The organism is Mangrovibacter plantisponsor, assembly GCF_003182475.1.
Taxonomy (GTDB): domain Bacteria; phylum Pseudomonadota; class Gammaproteobacteria; order Enterobacterales; family Enterobacteriaceae; genus Mangrovibacter; species Mangrovibacter plantisponsor.
Map to the genome: position 1 here is coordinate 1 of NZ_QGTS01000026.1, position 18,622 is coordinate 18,622.

Below are 18,622 nucleotides of genomic sequence, written 5' to 3' on the forward strand. Positions count from 1 at the left end.
GTCAACCCAATTTTTCAGGATTTTTTCTCTTTATCTTCCCGGCTTACTGCACTCAGTGAAGCGTGCCGCCGTGTCGATGGAGGCGCATTATAGGGAGTTCAGATTTTGCTGCAATAGAAAATTTGCATAAAAAAGACTGAGTGCTGCATTCCCCAGCAAAACCCGGGTTTATACCCGCTTATCAACAGAGTTATCCACAATCATTGTTGATGAGGAAATTTTGCGAGCGTCACGCAAACGTTTTCGCTACAATGCACCCGCGTTTTCGCAGACCCACTTTAGAAGGGTGTCAGTCCTGCTTTTCTTTATTAGATGTATTAATCGCAGTACATATAGACAGAACAAAGCAGCACTCACACTCTTCTGCAATTGCAATAAACTGAAATCCAGGGGATTGATCACCATGCAACAACCTCGTCCTGTACGCCGCGCTCTTCTCAGCGTGTCTGATAAAGCCGGTATCGTCGAATTTGCCCAGGCCCTTTCTCAACGTGGCGTTGAACTGCTCTCCACAGGTGGTACTGCCCGCTTGCTGGCTGATGCAGGCCTGCCGGTAACCGAAGTTTCTGATTACACCGGTTTCCCGGAAATGATGGATGGACGAGTGAAAACGCTGCACCCGAAAGTGCATGGGGGCATTCTTGGCCGTCGTGGGCAGGATGACGCTATCATGGCAGAGCATGCTATTTCCCCTATTGATATGGTCGTCGTGAACCTTTACCCGTTTGCCCAGACCGTTGCCCGTGAAGGCTGCACACTGGAAGACGCCGTTGAAAATATCGATATTGGTGGCCCTACCATGGTTCGTTCCGCTGCCAAGAACCATAAAGATGTCGCGATTGTGGTTAACAGCAATGACTACACCACTATTGTTACTGAAATGGATGCCAACAACGGTTCACTGACTTTTGAAACCCGCTTCGACCTGGCAATTAAGGCATTCGAGCATACCGCTGCCTATGACAGCATGATTGCTAACTACTTCGGCACCATGGTTGCGCCATACCACGGTGAAACAGACAAACCTTCTGGCCGCTTCCCTCGCACCCTGAACCTGAACTTTGTGAAAAAGCAGGATATGCGTTATGGGGAAAACAGCCACCAGCAGGCTGCTTTCTATATAGAGAGCCAGGTAACAGAAGCTTCAGTGGCAACTGCTGAGCAGGTTCAGGGCAAAGCGCTGTCTTATAACAATATTGCCGATACCGACGCAGCTCTTGAGTGTGTGAAAGAGTTCAACGAGCCCGCATGTGTGATTGTGAAACACGCCAACCCCTGTGGCGTGGCGATTGGTGACGATATTCTTGCTGCTTACGAGCGTGCCTGGAAAACCGACCCGACCTCCGCTTTTGGCGGTATTATTGCGTTCAACCGCGAACTGGACGAGCAGACTGCAGAGGCCATCATCTCCCGCCAGTTTGTTGAGGTCATTATTGCCCCTTCAGCAACCGCTGAAGCACTGAGAGTAACTGCTGCCAAACAAAACGTGCGTGTACTGGTCTGTGGTCAGTGGCAGGCTCGGGTGCCAGGCCTTGATTTTAAACGCGTCAACGGTGGCTTATTGGTGCAGGACCGCGACCTGGGTATGGTGGGTGAAAGCGAATTGCGTGTTGTCACGAAACGCCAGCCTTCAGCCGAAGAACTGCGCGATGCCCTGTTCTGCTGGAAAGTGGCCAAATTTGTGAAATCCAACGCCATTGTGTATGCCAAAGAAAATATGACCATTGGCATTGGTGCCGGGCAGATGAGCCGTGTTTATTCCGCCAAAATTGCCGGTATCAAAGCCGGAGACGAAGGCCTGGAAGTAAAAGGCTCAGCGATGGCGTCTGATGCATTTTTCCCGTTCCGTGATGGTATTGATGCAGCTGCAGCAGTAGGCGTTAGCTGTGTTATCCAACCGGGTGGTTCCATTCGCGACGAAGAAGTTATTGCCGCCGCCGATGAACACGGCATTGCTATGATCTTCACTGGTATGCGTCACTTCCGCCATTAATTCAGGAGCCTCGCATGAAAGTATTAATTATTGGTAATGGTGGGCGCGAGCATGCGCTGGCATGGAAAGCAGCTCAGTCCCCTCAGGTAGAAACAGTATTTGTCGCACCGGGTAATGCAGGAACTGCACTCGAACCGGCTTTACAGAATGTGGATATCAACGTAACAGATATCCCGGCTCTGTTAAGCTTTGCGCAAAACGAAAAAATTGACCTGACGATTGTCGGCCCGGAAGCACCGCTGGTGATTGGTGTGGTTGATGCCTTCCAGGCTGCTGGCCTGGCGATTTTTGGCCCCACTAAAGGCGCCGCGCAGCTGGAAGGCTCCAAAGCGTTCACCAAAGATTTTCTGGCCCGGCACCATATCCCAACCGCCGAATACCAGAATTTCACTGAGGTGGAGCCAGCACTGGCTTATGTCCGTGAAAAAGGCGCCCCTATTGTTATCAAGGCCGATGGTCTGGCTGCCGGTAAAGGCGTGATTGTGGCGATGACGCTGGAAGAAGCGGAAGCGGCCATTCAGGATATGCTGGCAGGTAATGCTTTTGGTGATGCCGGCCACCGGGTGGTGGTTGAAGAGTTTTTGGATGGTGAAGAAGCCAGCTTTATTGTGATGGTGGATGGCGAACACGTATTGCCGATGGCCACCAGCCAGGATCACAAACGTGTTGGTGATGGTGATTCCGGCCCGAATACCGGTGGTATGGGCGCTTATTCCCCGGCTCCGGTAGTTACAGATGAAGTGTTCAACCGCACCATGGAACGCATCATTTGGCCAACCGTGAAAGGCATGGCGGCAGAAGGCAACACCTATGTGGGCTTTTTATATGCCGGGCTGATGATTGATAAGCAGGGTAACCCGAAAGTTATCGAGTTCAACTGCCGTTTCGGCGACCCGGAAACACAGCCGATTATGTTACGCATGAAATCCGATTTAGTTGCATTGTGCCAGGCTGCCTGCGAAGGCGTTCTGGATAAGCAAAGCTCGGAGTGGGATGAACGTGCGGCTCTCGGGGTGGTGATTGCTGCAGGCGGTTACCCGGGCAGCTACAACACTGGTGATGTTATCCACGGCCTGCCACTGGAATCTGCTACAGATGCGAAAGTGTTCCACGCCGGGACTCGGCTGGATGCCCAGGAGAACGTCGTTACTAACGGTGGGCGTGTATTATGCGCGACCGCACTGGGCAACACAGTGGCTCAGGCTCAGGCAAATGCCTATGCGTTGATGAAACCCATTCACTGGGAAGGCAGCTTTAGCCGCTCAGACATAGGGTACCGCGCCATAGAGCGTGAACAAAACTAAGCACGGCAAAACGTACAGGCCACCTTCGGGTGGCTTTTTTTTGCCCGGCAGGCAGGAAAGCTGAATCACCACAACCGGTGCTAGAATGTATCGGCTTTGGGTTGCCAGCTACAGAAGTCACTATTGGCGACCAGCAGTAATTGGGTGCCTTCAGGTGCAGAGAGCCAGGCAACACTCACCGGCTTCGCAGAACGCCGCTGGCGGTCCTGAATATAGGACAGGAAGAAGGAATCAAATTCAGGGCGCGAAACGTTACCTTCACAGGTTGTGATACTTTCGTTCTGGTTCCAGTGCCCCTGGTGCAATATTACTTTACCAGTACGTAATGCATCACTGGTTTTGCGGATACGGGTAGCATTGTACTGCTCAAGCGCTATTTGCTCGTTAGAAAGTTGCTGCTTCATGCCATTTACTTCACGCTGCATGAAACTGAGCGCACCGTTGGCATCAAAGCGCACGGTAGTCGTTTGTGGCGCACTTCCTTCAGTTTTTAACACCATTGAGACCAGCTTATCACCCTGCCAGCGATAATCATTGATCACAGTATTGCCATTATTGTGCCACGGGCTAAACACGCTCAGCAGGTGGACCGTGCCATTTTCACCGTCTTTACGCCAGATACGCACTGCACCATTTTCATCGACATAACCACTGGCAGTAAATGGCGGCAAACCCTGTTTTTGCGAACTGCATCCCACCAGCACTCCTCCCACTAACAATAAGCAGGACAGCCGCCAGAATGACAAAAGGGGCGTTACCGCCCCTCTGATAAAACTGTTCACTGTCAGAGTGCGATTATTTAACCGCGTCTTTCAGTGCTTTGCCGGATACAAACGCAGGAACGTTTGCAGCAGCGATTTTGATTTCTTTACCCGTTTGCGGGTTGCGGCCAGTGCGCTCAGCACGGTGGTTCACTTTGAAGGTACCGAAACCAACCAGTTGTACAGTATCGCCTTCTTTCAGAGACTCAGTAATCGCAGCCAGAGTGGATTCCAGAGCAGCTTTCGCTTGTGCTTTTGACAGTTCAGCCTTGTCCGCAATTACATCAATCAGTTGAGTCTTGTTCATAAGTTATCCTTACAATGTGTTTATCGCTTGCTAAGCATCGAGTGCGATGGAAATGCCTGTTAAGCACTCTCCTGCATACACGCACCGATAGCCACTTTTTTTCGCCCCACAAATGTAGACCAGACAAGGGGCTGATGGGAAGCCTCCAGGTACGACAAATCAGACACTGAGAGGTGTTTTCTTATCTTATTGCTGAAAATTTATACCGATATTGCTAATACCCGCTTCTCGGAGGTCTGTACGCAGCCCTTTGATCAGCTCAACATCGCGCTCTTCGCAATCTGCCAACAGGCGAAAAATCTCCCATTGGATGTCCCATTCTTGTTCAACTGCAGGGTTATCTTTCAACTCTTCGTCGGTCATTTCCCGACCAGACTGGGTCATTTCTAACATGCACACTGACGTGATAGAGGTTTTACTTACCTCGATAGCTTTCTCAAGGGTTTCACCTCCCAGCAGCGCATGTAACAAATCACTTAACGCCACACAGGCATCTATTGCCGGGTAAACACCGTAGATGTCGAAATCATCCGCAGACGGAATTGCGTCTTCGAACTTCTCCAGTTGAGAGTCGAAGTTAACCTTCGCGTCTTTTACCGTCAATGTCTCCCAGACCAAATCCAGAATCCGCCGATACAGTTGCCCGTTACCAAACTCAGTTTGCTGGCAAAACATGGCGTAATTGGGGTACATCCGCTCACACAGGCAGGCCATAAAAGTAACATGTTGCCAGCTCTGGAGTTTTTCCAGACGCAGGTGAATTGGGTTTTGTAACATAGTGAAGTCTCAACAGTCGATATTGGGCGCAGTTTACTCTACCTGGCGCATTTTTTCTTGCCAGCGTATAAATGCCGGGCGACGGGATGCCACGGCATCTGCCCAGCGTGTCGGTTCTGGGAGGCGATAGCCTCGCGTACAGCGTTTCACCCACGCAAGCGCGGTGCCCGGGTGAACCTTGTGCCCGGGGGAAATAAACAAAGGCAGGCAACGCGGCTTACTGCGCCACACCCAGCCCAAGGTGCGCTCTGAGGATAGCAACGGCGTAACACCATCATGCGCCAACTGCTCGCTGTCTGATGTGCCATACAGGCGTTTTTTCGCCACGCCAATCGTTGGGGTGTCAACCAGTAAACCAAAATGGCTGGCGACACCAAACTGGCGCGGGTGCGCAATCCCCTGGCCATCAACGAAGAGCAAATCAGGGCGACGGGATAGCTTCTCCCACGCGGCCAGCAACGCCGGGCATTCGCGAAAAGAGAGGTAACCGGGGATATACGGGAATTCCGTTGGAATACGTGCAACCTGGTATTCTACCAGCGTTAAATCAGGCCAGGAGAGCAGAACCAGTGCGGCGCGGGTTACAGTACCCTGTTGTTCGAAGCCCACATCAGCACCACCAATGAGCCGCGGTTCGGCAGGCACACCGCAGTCTTCAGTTATCACCTGAGAGGCCAGGTGCTGTTGTTGCGCCCTGAGCGCCGCCAGGTCCATTATTTATGCCATTGAGCAGAAAGCCGGTGAACAGCTTCAACAAACGCGCCGGCATGCTCTGGCGGGACATCCTGGTGAATTCCGTGCCCAAGATTGAACACATGGCCTTCTCCGTGACCAAACCCGGCCAGGATAGATGCCACTTCCTCTTCGATACGAGCCGGAGGCGCATACAGCATTGACGGGTCCATATTGCCCTGCAATGCAACTTTATGCCCTACCCGACGCCGGGCATCTGCAATATCTGTTGTCCAGTCGATACCCAGGGCATCGCACCCGGTTTCGGCCATTGCTTCCAGCCACTGCCCACCACCTTTGGTAAACAGTGTCACAGGAACACGGCGCCCTTCATGTTCACGAATCAGGCCGGCAACAATTTGCTGCATATAATTCAGGGAAAACGCCTGATAATCTCGCCCACTCAGTACACCGCCCCAGGTATCAAAGATCATCACGGACTGCGCACCAGCCCGAATTTGAGCATTGAGGTAAAGCGTAACGCTTTCTGCCAGTTTGCCCAGCAACGTATGTAAGGTCTGAGGCTCGGCAAACAGCATTTTTTTGATAACCGTAAAGGCTTTACTGCTGCCACCTTCGACCATGTAAGTGGCCAGTGTCCACGGGCTACCAGAGAAACCAATCAGCGGGACCTGCCCGGCCAGTTCACGGCGGATGGTGCGTACTGCATTCATGACATAGCCCAGTTCCATTTCCGGGTCAGGAACCGGCAATTTATCCACATCGGCCTTACTGCGTACTGGCGACGTGAAGCGTGGGCCTTCCCCTGCTTCAAAATAGAGCCCCAGCCCCATCGCATCCGGAATGGTCAGAATGTCAGAGAATAAAATGGCGGCATCCAGTGCATAACGGCGCAACGGCTGCAGCGTGACCTCGCAGGCAAGATCAGCATTCTTGCACAGTGCCATAAAATCCCCTGCTTGCGCGCGGGTCGCTTTATATTCCGGTAAATACCGGCCCGCCTGGCGCATCATCCATACAGGGGTAACATCAACCGGCTGGCGTAACAGGGCTCGCAAATAACGATCATTTTTCAGGTCAGTCATGGGGTTCCTTCTGTGCGCTGATTCACCCGCAGTCAGGGTAGATAAAACAATAAAAATAGGGCGCTGAGTGTAGCATGTTATTCATACTCAGCCCGACATAAGGCAACAGTATCTTCTATCAACCGCCGTGCGACAGTCCCCGGTGGCGGGAGTAAAGGAAGCTGATCATAGCGATACCAGTTAGCATCAAGGAGTTCTGAAGGGTCGATTTTGATATCACCACTGTGGTAATCCGCCATGTACGCCATCATCAGCGATTGTGGAAAAGGCCAGGGCTGTGAACTGACATAACGCAAATTTTGTACGCGAATGCTGCTTTCTTCCATCACCTCACGCGCCACAGCCTGCTCCAGCGTTTCCCCCACTTCCACGAAGCCCGCCAGCACGGTGTAAACACCATTCTTATGCCGGTTATGGCGTGCCAGCAAAATATGGTCATCACGGCGAATCGCTACGATGATGCAGGGCGCTATTTGCGGGTAATAGCGCTCATGGCAGTGGCTGCACAACATCGCCCACTCTGTTTTGCTGGGGTACATTTCTGCACCGCAGTAGCCACAGAATTTGTGAGAACGGTAAAATTCAGCCAGCTGAACACCCCGGCCGGCTAACTGAAACAGCCCACTTTCGTTGTCGAGAAGTTGCCTGACCGAAGCCATTCCTGTAGGGAAGTTGTGCTGAACCAGCCAGACCGGAAGGGAATCCCAGGTGCCAATTTGCATAGCCTGCAAACCCTCTAACTGGTACTGCTCTGCGCTCCCACAGGGTAACTCACCTGCCGGCAACCACAATTTTTGTTCATGGCTGACAACCCACCAGCCTTCATCGGTTTTTTTTACAAAATGTTTCATATTTCCTTGCACAACCTCTGTGTCACTGGCATGTTGGTTTACATAATAGCTACATTCAGATGGTTCAGAGTTTTATCTGATACTCAAAATAATTCGAGTTGCAGGCAAGCACGACTTACCCACCTGCAAATTGAAGCATGACGAGTATATAACTCATGGAGATGCTCAAACATGCTAAACCAACTGGAAAACCTGACAGCCCGTGTTGGTGGTAGTAATGCATTAGTTGACAGTTGGCTGAATACCCGCAGGCAACTATTGATTGCTTATTACCGGTTAGTTGGGCTCAAGCCTAAAAAGAGTGCCCATTCCGCCATTGATGAAAAGGCGCTGGACGACTTTTGCCAGGGCCTGGTGGACTATCTCTCAGCATGCCACTTTAGTCTTTATGAGCGCATCATTCGAGAGGTTGAAGGGACCAGTACCGCAAAATCTGTCGCACAACTCTACCCCCGGTTAGAAGCCAACACGCAGTCTATTATGCATTTCTACGATACCAGCCTGGAAACTGCCATTGACCATGATAACTGGCAGGAATTTCAGCAGGCCTTATCAGGGATAGGTGAAGCGCTTGAAGCGCGTTTTACCCTTGAAGATAAACTGCTCACCCTGGTGTGGAAAAATGATTTACAGAATACCGAACCAGACAACGCCGAATCCCGGCCTGCTTGAGTTTTGTTCTGTGAGCGAGTAAGTTAGTTTTTATACATTATCGCGAAAGCGATGTTTTTCTTGTCGGAGTGCCCAGTGTGTAAGCACGGGCTGAGACCGTTAATTCGGGATCCGCGGAACCTGATCAGGTTAAGACCTGCGAAGGGAACAAGAGTACTCTCCCTGCATTACGCTTATTTTCTGGCGTTATTGTGTCTTTGCTACTCCTGTCCGTCGTTCTGACAAGCCACTTCCTGACCAACAAACTGGAATGCGCTATGTCCGTACAAAAAACACCAACCCGCCGTGAGCAACGTGATGCTGCTCAGCAATTTATTAATACTCTGGAAGGCTCTGCTTTTCCGGCATCAAAACGGGTATATCTGGCTGGCAGCCGCCCGGATATTCAGGTACCCATGCGTGAAATACAAATGAGCCCGACCGTGACTGGCGGTACACGGGAGAACCCTGAACTCACGCCAAATGACCCCATCCCGGTTTATGACACTTCAGGCCCTTATGGCGATCCGGACAAATCCATTGATGTACTTCAGGGGCTGCCCAAATGCCGCCAGGCCTGGATTGATGCCCGCGAAGATACCCAGCAACTGCACAACAGTTCATCGTCCTGGACGCTGGCACGCCAGGAAGACGAGGGGCTGGCAGAATTACGTTTCAAGGGTGTTCAGCCGCCGCGCAGAGCCATAAAAGGGCATTGCGTTACACAGTTACACTACGCCCGCAAAGGAATTGTCACCCCGGAGATGGAGTTTATTGCTCTGCGGGAAAATATGGGCCGGGAACGGATCCGCGACAGCGTGTTGCGCCACCAGCACCCAGGCCACAGCTTTGGCGCGCATCTTCCGGAAAATATCACCCCCGAGTTTGTTCGGGATGAAGTGGCTGCCGGGCGCGCAATTATTCCGGCAAACATTAACCACCCCGAATCTGAGCCAATGATTATTGGCCGTAACTTTCTGGTTAAAGTGAATGCCAATATTGGTAACTCGGCAGTCAGTTCTTCTATTGAAGAAGAAGTGGAAAAACTGGTGTGGTCAACACGCTGGGGGGCAGACACAGTAATGGACTTATCAACCGGCCGCTATATCCATGAAACCCGTGAGTGGATCCTGCGTAACAGCCCGGTTCCCATTGGTACCGTTCCAATTTACCAGGCGCTGGAAAAGGTTAATGGCATTGCAGAAGACCTCACCTGGCCACTGTTCCGTGACACCTTACTTGAACAGGCTGAGCAAGGCGTGGACTACTTCACTATCCATGCCGGAGTACTGTTACGTTATGTGCCAATGACAGCAGACCGCCTCACCGGGATTGTTTCTCGTGGCGGTTCGATTATGGCTAAATGGTGCCTCTCCCATCATCAGGAAAACTTCCTGTATCAGCATTTCCGTGAAATTTGTGAAATCTGTGCCGCCTATGATGTTGCGCTCTCTTTGGGTGACGGCCTGCGCCCGGGATCTATTCAGGATGCGAACGACGAGGCGCAATTCTCAGAATTACATACGCTTGGCGAACTGACCAAAATCGCCTGGGAATATGACGTACAGGTGATGATTGAAGGCCCCGGACATGTGCCGATGCAGATGATTCAGCGCAATATGACAGAAGAGCTGGAACATTGCCATGAAGCACCGTTTTATACCCTTGGCCCACTGACCACGGATATTGCACCGGGTTATGATCACTTCACATCAGGAATTGGCGCAGCAATGATTGGCTGGTTCGGTTGCGCCATGCTGTGTTATGTCACGCCAAAAGAGCACCTTGGCCTTCCCAATAAAGAAGATGTAAAGCAAGGTCTTATCACCTATAAAATTGCCGCTCATGCTGCCGACCTTGCCAAAGGGCATCCGGGTGCGCAGATTCGCGATAACGCGATGTCAAAAGCCCGCTTCGAGTTCCGTTGGGAAGACCAGTTCAACCTGGCCCTCGACCCGTTCACTGCACGGGCTTACCACGATGAAACCCTGCCTCAGGAATCTGGCAAAGTGGCGCACTTCTGTTCGATGTGTGGGCCAAAATTTTGCTCCATGAAAATCACCCAGGATGTACGTGATTACGCTGCAAAACAACGCGCGGAAGGCATGGAAAATATGGCGCAGGATTTCCGCGCTCGCGGCGGAGAAATTTATCTTCGCAAGGAGCAGGCATGATTTACCAACCTGATTTTCCAACCGTGCCTGTCCGGATGGGGTTATACCCCGTCGTTGACAGCATTACCTGGCTGGAGCGCCTGCTGGCTCTGGGGGTGAAAACGCTCCAGATTCGTATCAAAGATAAGCCTGAGAATGAAGTTGAGCAGGATATTATCCAGGCTATTCATCTTGGACAGCGCTATGAAGCCCGGCTGTTTATCAACGATTACTGGCGGCTGGCCATTAAACACCGGGCCTGGGGAGTACATCTGGGCCAGGAAGACCTGGACACCGCGAACCTGGGCGCAATTTGCGATGCGCGGTTACGCCTGGGCGTTTCCACTCATGATGACGCTGAAATCGACCGGGCACTGTCTGTGCGCCCCTCTTACATTGCTCTGGGGCATATTTTCCCCACACAAACCAAGCAAATGCCTTCCGAGCCACAAGGCCTGCAACAACTGGCTTCTCACGTTCATCGCCTGCAAGGTTACCCAACAGTAGCAATAGGAGGAATAAGCCTGGCGCGGGCACCTGAGGTACTGGCTACCGGGGTGGGCAGCATTGCCGTGGTAAGCGCCATTACACAGGCGCAAGACTGGCAGGCTGCAACCAGAGCATTACTTAATTTAGCGGGGAATGGCGATGAATGATCAGGATTTCATGCGTTACAGCCGCCATTTACTGCTGGATGAAGTGGGCCTCGACGGGCAGCAGGCTCTGGGCAAGTCCTGCGTTGCTGTGATTGGGTTAGGCGGGCTCGGTTCACCAGCTGCTCATTATCTGGCTGGCGCTGGGGTGGGCCAGTTAATTCTTGCTGACGGCGATGTCGTTCACATCAGTAACCTGCATCGCCAGACACTGTATACACAGCAAGATGTTGGCCGCAATAAAGCACATGTAGCCGTTGAAAAACTGGCTCAGGTCAACCCGTCTGTCACGCTAACGCCCATCGACCAGTACCTTACACCAGAAACACTAACCAGTGTGCTGGCTGATGCCGACCTGGTACTTGATTGCAGTGACAATATGCCAACCCGCCAGGCAATCAATGCAGCCTGTGTGGCACTGAACAAGCCATTTATCACCGCCAGTGCCGTTGGGTTTGGCGGGCAAATGATGGTGTTGTCTCCACCATGGCAACAGGGTTGTTACCGTTGTTTATGGCCTGACGAGCACGAGCCAGAGCGGAACTGCCGTACTGCGGGTGTGCTGGGGCCTGTTGTTGGGTTACTGGGTGTCAGCCAGGCGCTGGAAGCACTGAAGTGGCTGGCTGGAGTCACCAACCAGGCCGGGACTTTGTCACTGTTTGATGCCAAAACCAATCTGTGGCGTGCCATCAGGATGCAGCCTTCGCCCCATTGCCCGGTGTGTGGAGGGCAACATGCAAATTCAGTTTAATGACCATCCGGTAAGTTGTGCTGAAAACACCACGGTGGTGCAGTTATTGTCTACTTTCCACCAACTGAAGCCCGGCACCGCGCTGGCGCTAAACCAGACCATCCTGCCACGCGAACACTGGGATACCCACATTCTACAGCCAGGCGATGACCTGCTGCTGTTTGAAGTCATTGCCGGAGGCTGACATGTTACGTATTGCTGATAAAACGTTTGATTCTCACCTGCTGACAGGCACCGGGAAATTTGCTTCGCCATTATTAATGCAGCAGGCCATTATTGCCAGTGGTACCCAACTGGTCACACTGGCGTTAAAGCGGGTTGATTTCCGCCAGCACCGGGACGATTTACTGCAACCGCTACTGGCTGCCGGCGTGCAACTATTGCCCAACACATCGGGTGCCAAAACGGCAGATGAAGCGGTCTTTGCCGCACAACTTGCGCGCGAAGCATTAGGTACCAACTGGGTGAAACTGGAAATCCACCCGGACAGCCGTTACCTGATGCCTGACCCCATCGCTACGTTACAGGCAGCCCGCTTACTGGTTAAAAATGGGTTTATTGTTCTGCCTTATTGTGGAGCCGACCCGGTGTTATGTCGCCATCTGGAAGAGGCCGGATGTGCCGCAGTGATGCCACTTGGCGCGCCTATTGGTTCCAATCGTGGGTTACAAACCCAGGCGATGCTGGAAATCATTATTGAGCAGGCTGGTGTTCCGGTGATTGTTGATGCCGGGATCGGTACGCCCGGGCATGCCACTGCCGCCCTGGAGTTGGGGGCCGATGGCGTATTAGTTAACACCGCTATCGCTACAGCGGGCGACCCGGTCAGAATGGCACAGGCTTTCCGGCTGGCCGTCGAGGCTGGTGTACTGGCAGCCAGTGCCGGGTATGGGGAACAACGGATGACCGCCAGCGCTTCCAGCCCACTGACGGCATTTCTGAATGCCAGTGCGGAGGTGAACGGATGAGCCACTTTAGTGATTACTGGCGCACTCTGGACTGGGATGACATTGCACTTAGCATCAACAGTAAGACCAAAAATGATGTGCAGAGAGCATTATGCCGGGAAAAACGCGGGCCGGAAGATATGATGGCACTGCTGTCTCCCGCCGCCGCAGAATACCTGGAGCCCATGGCAGGAATGGCCCAGCGTTTAACCCGCCAGCGCTTTGGTAATACGGTTAACTTTTATGTTCCGTTATACCTGTCAAACCTATGTGCAAACGATTGTACGTATTGTGGTTTTTCAATGAGCAATCACATTAAGCGTAAGACTCTCGATGGCGAGGAAATCGAACGTGAGTGCGAAGCCATACGCCAGCTTGGGTTTGAAAATCTGTTACTGGTGACTGGCGAGCATCAGCGAAAAGTGGGTATGAACTACTTTCGTCAATACCTGCCTGCTATTCGTGCCCACTTTAGTTCTGTGCAAATGGAAGTGCAGCCAATGAGTGAAGACGAGTATGCGGAGCTTAAGCAGTTGGGGCTGGATGGCGTTATGGTTTACCAGGAAACCTACCATGAAGCAATGTATGCACGGCACCATTTGCGCGGTAAGAAGCAGGATTTTTTCTGGCGGCTGGATACCCCGGACCGGCTTGGCAAAGCGGGTATTGACCGAATTGGCCTGGGAGCGTTGATTGGGTTGTCGGATAACTGGCGGGTGGATTGCTTTATGGTGGCAGAACACTTGCTCTGGTTACAACAGCATTACTGGCAGAGCCGGTTTTCTGTATCTTTCCCCCGTTTACGCCCATGTGAAGGTGGAATAGTCCCGGCGTCACTCATGGACGAAAAGCAGCTACTTCAGGTTATTTGCGCCTTCCGCTTATTCTCCCCGGAACTGGAGTTATCACTGTCAACCCGTGAATCCCCGTGGTTTCGTGACCATGTTGTCCCACTGGCCATTACCCATGTCAGCGCATTTTCCAGCACGCAACCAGGAGGCTATGCAGACCACCAGCCCGAACTGGAGCAATTTTCGCCCCATGATAACCGGGCGCCGGATGTAGTCGCCAAAGCACTGACTGATGCAGGGTTACAACCAGTATGGAAAGACTGGGACAGTTTTTTGGGAAGAGGGCAGCAAACGAGCCCGGCATTTTCAGCAAATCAGTAAATCTCTGGAACCCTGTTTCCTGCCCTGACAAACGGGCATTGAGCAAACTCAGGGAATGACGATATGGTCACTCCGGCAGCGCAATACGTTGCCCGGGGTGGCCACTTCCCCTCTCCATCGGCCACCCCGCCTTCCTGCTTTTCATCACTGTTATTGTCTGGAAAAACACGTAGCTGCCCGATATTTGCCAGGCCATTGGGAAAAGGTAACGTTTGGTGGGATGTGAAAATAGCAAAAAAAAACCGCGCCCGAAGACGCGGTTTTATCAGCGAGAGATAACGATTAATCGTTATCGTTGTTCCCGCCCAGGCCAGCATTCAGCAGCTCTGCCAGGTTGGCAGTAGCTTCTTCAGCACTGATCTGCGGTGCAGCAGCAGGTGTTTCACCCGCAGCACGGCGGCGCATGCGATCCTGGTGGTAAGCATAGCCGGTACCAGCCGGAATCAAACGACCCACAATGACGTTCTCTTTCAGGCCACGCAATTCATCACGTTTACCCGCAACAGCGGCTTCGGTAAGAACACGCGTCGTTTCCTGGAACGATGCAGCAGAGATGAAGGACTCGGTTGCCAGAGACGCTTTGGTAATACCCAGCAGGTCGCGCATGAACGTTGCGCTGACTTTGCCGTCGTCTTCCAACAAGCGGTTCGCGATTTTCACGCGAGAGTACTCTACCTGCTCGCCTTCCAGGAAGTCGGAGCTGCCTGCATTCATGATGGTAGCTTTACGCAGCATCTGACGAACGATAACTTCGATGTGTTTATCGTTGATCTTAACGCCCTGCAGACGGTATACGTCCTGTACTTCGTTAACGATGTAACGAGTTACAGCCTGAACACCACGCAGACGCAGAATGTCATGAGCAGATTCCGGACCATCGGAAATCACGTCACCACGTTCAACACGTTCACCTTCAAACACGTTGAGCTGACGCCATTTAGGAATCATCTCTTCGTAAGCGTTTTCACCATCCAGTGGGGTGATAACCAGGCGACGTTTACCTTTGGTTTCTTTACCGAAGGAAACCACACCGCTGATTTCAGCAAGGATTGCAGGTTCTTTCGGACGACGTGCTTCGAACAAGTCAGCAACACGCGGCAGACCACCGGTAATATCTTTAGTACCGCCAGATTCCTGCGGCAGACGCGCCAGTGTGTCACCGGAGCTAATCTGAACGCCGTCATCCAACTGAACGATAGCTTTACCCGGCAGGAAGTACTGCGCAGGCATATCGGTACCAGGGATCAGGACATCATCACCGTTGGCATCAACGATTTTCAGTGCCGGACGCAAGTCTTTACCACCCGCTGTACGCTCTGCTGAGTCCAGAACCACGATAGAAGACAAACCAGTCAGCTCATCGGTCTGACGAGTAATGGTCTGGCCATCAATCATGTCGGTAAAGCGAATAAAGCCCGGAACTTCGGTGATAACCGGCATGGTGTGCGGATCCCAGTTAGCAACAGTTTCGCCTGCTGCTACTGGTTCGCCATCATTTTTGGTCAGCACAGAACCGTAAGGTACTTTATAGCTTTCTTTGGTACGCCCGAATTCGTCGATCAACTTCAGCTCGGTATTACGAGAAGTAATAACCAGTTTGCCGCTGGAGTTAACAACGGATTTCGCGTTGTTCAGCTTGATGCTACCTTTGTTTTTCACCTGGATGCTGGATTCAGCAGCCGCACGAGATGCCGCACCACCGATGTGGAAGGTACGCATGGTCAGCTGAGTACCAGGTTCACCGATAGACTGTGCTGCGATAACCCCAATGGCTTCACCTTTGTTGATGATATGACCACGCGCCAGGTCACGACCATAGCAGTGAGCACACACACCAAAATCGGTGTCACAGGTTACAACAGAACGTACTTTCAGGCTGTCTACAGAATTCACTTCCAGCAGGTCACACCACTGTTCATTGAGCAGCGTGTTACGCGGAACCAGAATATCTGCAGTACCCGGTTTCAGAACGTCTTCAGCCGTTACACGACCCAGTACGCGGTCACGCAGTGGTTCTTTAACATCACCACCTTCGATAACCGGCGTCATCATGATGCCGTCTAACGTACCGCAGTCATCTTCAGTCACAACCAGGTCCTGCGCGACGTCAACCAGACGACGAGTCAGGTAACCGGAGTTTGCTGTTTTCAGTGCGGTATCCGCCAGACCTTTACGAGCACCGTGGGTTGAAATGAAGTACTGGAGTACGTTCAGACCTTCACGGAAGTTCGCGGTGATTGGCGTTTCGATGATGGAGCCATCTGGCTTAGCCATCAGACCACGCATACCAGCCAGCTGACGAATCTGAGCCGCAGAACCACGCGCCCCGGAGTCGGCCATCATATAGATGCTGTTAAAGGAAACCTGCTGCTCTTCTTCACCTTTACGGTTAATAACGGTTTCAGTTTGCAGGTTATCCATCATCGCTTTGGAAACACGGTCATTCGCCGCAGCCCAAATATCGATGACTTTGTTGTAACGTTCGCCCGCAGTTACCAGACCAGACTGGAACTGTTCCTGGATTTCTGCCACTTCTGCTTCAGCTTCGGCGATGATTTCGGCTTTTTTCGCCGGAATAACCATATCGTCGATACCAACAGATGCACCAGAACGTGCTGCATACGCAAAACCGGTATACATGATCTGGTCAGCAAAAATAACCGTCGGTTTCAGGCCCAGAATGCGGTAACAGGTGTTCAGCATTTTGGAGATCGCTTTTTTACCCAGCGGCTGGTTCACGATAGTGAACGGCAGACCCTGAGGTACGATCATCCACAGAATCGCACGACCAACAGTGGTGTCTTTCAATGTGGTTTTCGCCACATATTCACCCTGTTCGTCTTTTTCATATTCTGTGATACGTACTTTTACGCGCGCATGCAGCTCAGCCTGGCCTGAACGGTATAAACGTTCAGCTTCTTTCGGCCCGGTGAGAACCATGCCTTCGCCCATGGCGTTGATTTTGTCACGGGTCATGTAGTACAGACCCAGTACAACGTCCTGAGACGGAACGATGATTGGTTCACCGTTTGCCGGAGACAGAATGTTGTTGGTGGACATCATCAGCGCACGTGCTTCCAACTGGGCTTCCAGCGTCAGCGGTACGTGAACAGCCATCTGGTCACCATCGAAGTCGGCGTTATACGCCGCACACACCAGCGGGTGCAGCTGAATAGCTTTACCTTCGATCAGTACAGGTTCAAATGCCTGAATACCCAAACGGTGCAGAGTTGGTGCACGGTTCAGCATGACCGGGTGTTCGCGAATAACTTCGTCCAGGATATCCCAAACAACGGCTTCTTCACGTTCAACCATTTTCTTGGCTGCTTTAATGGTGGTAGCTAAACCACGCAGTTCCAGCTTGCCGTAGATGAACGGTTTGAACAGTTCCAGTGCCATTTTCTTCGGCAGACCGCACTGGTGCAGACGCAGGTATGGACCTACGGTGATAACCGAACGGCCGGAGTAGTCAACACGTTTACCCAGCAGGTTCTGACGGAAACGACCCTGTTTACCTTTGATCATATCGGCCAAAGATTTCAGAGGACGTTTGTTAGAACCCGTAATGGCACGACCGCGACGGCCGTTATCCAGCAGGGCATCAACCGCTTCCTGCAGCATACGTTTTTCGTTACGTACGATGATATCTGGCGCAGCCAGATCCAGCAGACGTTTCAGACGGTTGTTACGGTTGATAACGCGACGGTACAGATCGTTCAGATCTGATGTTGCGAAACGACCACCATCCAGCGGTACCAGCGGGCGCAGATCTGGCGGCAGAACCGGCAGAACTGTCAGGATCATCCACTCTGGTTTGTTACCAGACTGAACGAACGCTTCCAGCAGCTTGATACGCTTGGTCAGCTTTTTACGTTTGGTTTCAGAGTTGGTTTCATTCAACTCTTCGCGCAGTTGTTCACATTCCTGCTCCAGATCCATGCCTTTCAGCAGGGCCTGAATAGCTTCTGCACCCATTTTCGCGTCGAATTCGTCACCAAACTCTTCCAGCGCGTCCAGATACTGTTCTTCAGTCAGGATCTGACGGCGTTCCAGGTTGGTCATACCGCCTTCGATAACTACATAAGATTCGAAGTACAGTACACGTTCGATATCACGCAAAGGCATATCGAGCAGCAAACCGATACGGGATGGCAGTGATTTCAGGAACCAAATGTGGGCAGTCGGAGAAGCCAGCTCAATGTGACCCATACGTTCACGACGTACTTTGGTCTGAGTAACTTCAACACCACATTTTTCACAGATAACACCGCGGTGTTTCAAGCGCTTGTACTTACCGCACAGGCACTCGTAATCTTTTACCGGCCCGAAAATGCGAGCACAGAACAGACCGTCACGCTCCGGTTTGAAGGTACGGTAGTTAATGGTTTCCGGCTTTTTAACTTCACCAAAAGACCAGGAACGGATCATGTCTGGCGATGCCAGAGCAATTTTGATCGCATCAAACTCTTCGGTTTTAGTTTGCGCTTTCAGAAACTTTAATAAGTCTTTCACGGATTGGCTCCC

Annotated in this window: 16 protein-coding genes and 1 riboswitch; of the genes, 9 read left to right on the top strand and 7 right to left on the bottom strand. The window is 52.0% G+C overall.

The genetic code is table 11. The annotated features are described in order from the left end of the window. Window positions 1-403 precede the first annotated feature (403 nt). Together purH and purD are read left to right on the top strand one after the other, a co-directional pair. The gene (purH, locus tag DES37_RS24450; RefSeq protein WP_110028196.1) at window positions 404-1,993 is read left to right on the top strand and encodes a bifunctional phosphoribosylaminoimidazolecarboxamide formyltransferase/IMP cyclohydrolase; all 1,590 of its coding nucleotides are present in this window, start codon (window positions 404-406) and stop codon (window positions 1,991-1,993) included. Between the two features lie 14 nt (window positions 1,994-2,007). Then, the gene (gene purD, locus DES37_RS24455; RefSeq protein ID WP_110028197.1) at window positions 2,008-3,297 is read left to right on the top strand and encodes a phosphoribosylamine--glycine ligase; all 1,290 of its coding nucleotides are present in this window, start codon (window positions 2,008-2,010) and stop codon (window positions 3,295-3,297) included. An 80-nt stretch (window positions 3,298-3,377) separates the two neighbouring features. Here purD and DES37_RS24460 read toward each other — a convergent pair whose 3' ends face one another. The 6 genes from DES37_RS24460 to nudC all read right to left on the bottom strand — a co-directional run bounded on the left by DES37_RS24460 (window position 3,378) and on the right by nudC (window position 7,771). Next, window positions 3,378-4,079: a DUF1481 domain-containing protein gene (locus DES37_RS24460; protein WP_036103016.1), complete on the bottom strand. Its 702-nt coding sequence runs from the start codon at window positions 4,077-4,079 to the stop codon at window positions 3,378-3,380. A gap of 13 nt (window positions 4,080-4,092) precedes the next feature. After that, entirely contained in the window at window positions 4,093-4,365 is a 273-nt protein-coding gene (gene hupA, locus DES37_RS24465) for a nucleoid-associated protein HU-alpha (protein WP_036103018.1), read from the bottom strand. A 186-nt stretch (window positions 4,366-4,551) separates the two neighbouring features. Then, the gene (locus tag DES37_RS24470) at window positions 4,552-5,142 is read right to left on the bottom strand and encodes a YjaG family protein (RefSeq protein WP_036103020.1); all 591 of its coding nucleotides are present in this window, start codon (window positions 5,140-5,142) and stop codon (window positions 4,552-4,554) included. Between the two features lie 33 nt (window positions 5,143-5,175). Continuing rightward, a complete protein-coding gene (gene nfi, locus DES37_RS24475; protein ID WP_110028198.1) occupies window positions 5,176-5,856 on the bottom strand; it encodes a deoxyribonuclease V in 681 nt (226 codons plus the stop codon). Continuing rightward, window positions 5,856-6,920, bottom strand: coding sequence for a uroporphyrinogen decarboxylase (gene hemE / locus DES37_RS24480; RefSeq protein ID WP_110028199.1), 1,065 nt, complete (start codon window positions 6,918-6,920; stop codon window positions 5,856-5,858). Before hemE ends, nfi begins: the two co-directional genes overlap by 1 nt. Window positions 6,921-6,997: 77 nt before the next feature. Beyond that, the gene (gene nudC / locus DES37_RS24485; protein WP_110028200.1) at window positions 6,998-7,771 is read right to left on the bottom strand and encodes an NAD(+) diphosphatase; all 774 of its coding nucleotides are present in this window, start codon (window positions 7,769-7,771) and stop codon (window positions 6,998-7,000) included. A 171-nt stretch (window positions 7,772-7,942) separates the two neighbouring features. Between nudC and DES37_RS24490 the strand changes: the two genes are divergently transcribed. The 7 genes from DES37_RS24490 (at window position 7,943) to thiH (ending at window position 14,098) form a co-directional block, all read left to right on the top strand. Further along, window positions 7,943-8,443: an Rsd/AlgQ family anti-sigma factor gene (locus DES37_RS24490; RefSeq protein ID WP_036103028.1), complete on the top strand. Its 501-nt coding sequence runs from the start codon at window positions 7,943-7,945 to the stop codon at window positions 8,441-8,443. 54 nt (window positions 8,444-8,497) lie between these two features. Continuing rightward, window positions 8,498-8,607: riboswitch (TPP riboswitch) on the top strand. A 93-nt stretch (window positions 8,608-8,700) separates the two neighbouring features. Next, a complete protein-coding gene (gene thiC / locus DES37_RS24495; RefSeq protein ID WP_110028201.1) occupies window positions 8,701-10,596 on the top strand; it encodes a phosphomethylpyrimidine synthase ThiC in 1,896 nt (631 codons plus the stop codon). Then, window positions 10,596-11,231, top strand: coding sequence for a thiamine phosphate synthase (gene thiE, locus DES37_RS24500; protein ID WP_110028209.1), 636 nt, complete (start codon window positions 10,596-10,598; stop codon window positions 11,229-11,231). Before thiC ends, thiE begins: the two co-directional genes overlap by 1 nt. After that, complete coding sequence (locus DES37_RS24505; protein WP_110028210.1) at window positions 11,224-11,979, top strand: HesA/MoeB/ThiF family protein; 756 nt, start codon at window positions 11,224-11,226, stop codon at window positions 11,977-11,979. The genes thiE and DES37_RS24505 overlap by 8 nt, the downstream gene beginning before the upstream one ends. Beyond that, on the top strand, window positions 11,963-12,163 hold the full coding sequence (gene thiS / locus DES37_RS24510) for a sulfur carrier protein ThiS (protein ID WP_036103033.1): 201 nt from the start codon (window positions 11,963-11,965) through the stop codon (window positions 12,161-12,163). Before DES37_RS24505 ends, thiS begins: the two co-directional genes overlap by 17 nt. 1 nt (window position 12,164) lies before the next feature. After that, window positions 12,165-12,947 carry a thiazole synthase gene (locus DES37_RS24515; RefSeq protein ID WP_110028202.1) on the top strand — a complete coding sequence of 261 codons (783 nt, stop codon included), beginning with the start codon at window positions 12,165-12,167 and terminating at the stop codon, window positions 12,945-12,947. Next, a complete protein-coding gene (gene thiH, locus DES37_RS24520; RefSeq protein ID WP_110028203.1) occupies window positions 12,944-14,098 on the top strand; it encodes a 2-iminoacetate synthase ThiH in 1,155 nt (384 codons plus the stop codon). Before DES37_RS24515 ends, thiH begins: the two co-directional genes overlap by 4 nt. A 282-nt stretch (window positions 14,099-14,380) precedes the next feature. Here the strand turns inward: thiH and rpoC are convergent, their stop codons facing one another. Beyond that, complete coding sequence (gene rpoC / locus DES37_RS24530) at window positions 14,381-18,610, bottom strand: DNA-directed RNA polymerase subunit beta' (RefSeq protein WP_110028205.1); 4,230 nt, start codon at window positions 18,608-18,610, stop codon at window positions 14,381-14,383. Window positions 18,611-18,622 lie beyond the last annotated feature (12 nt).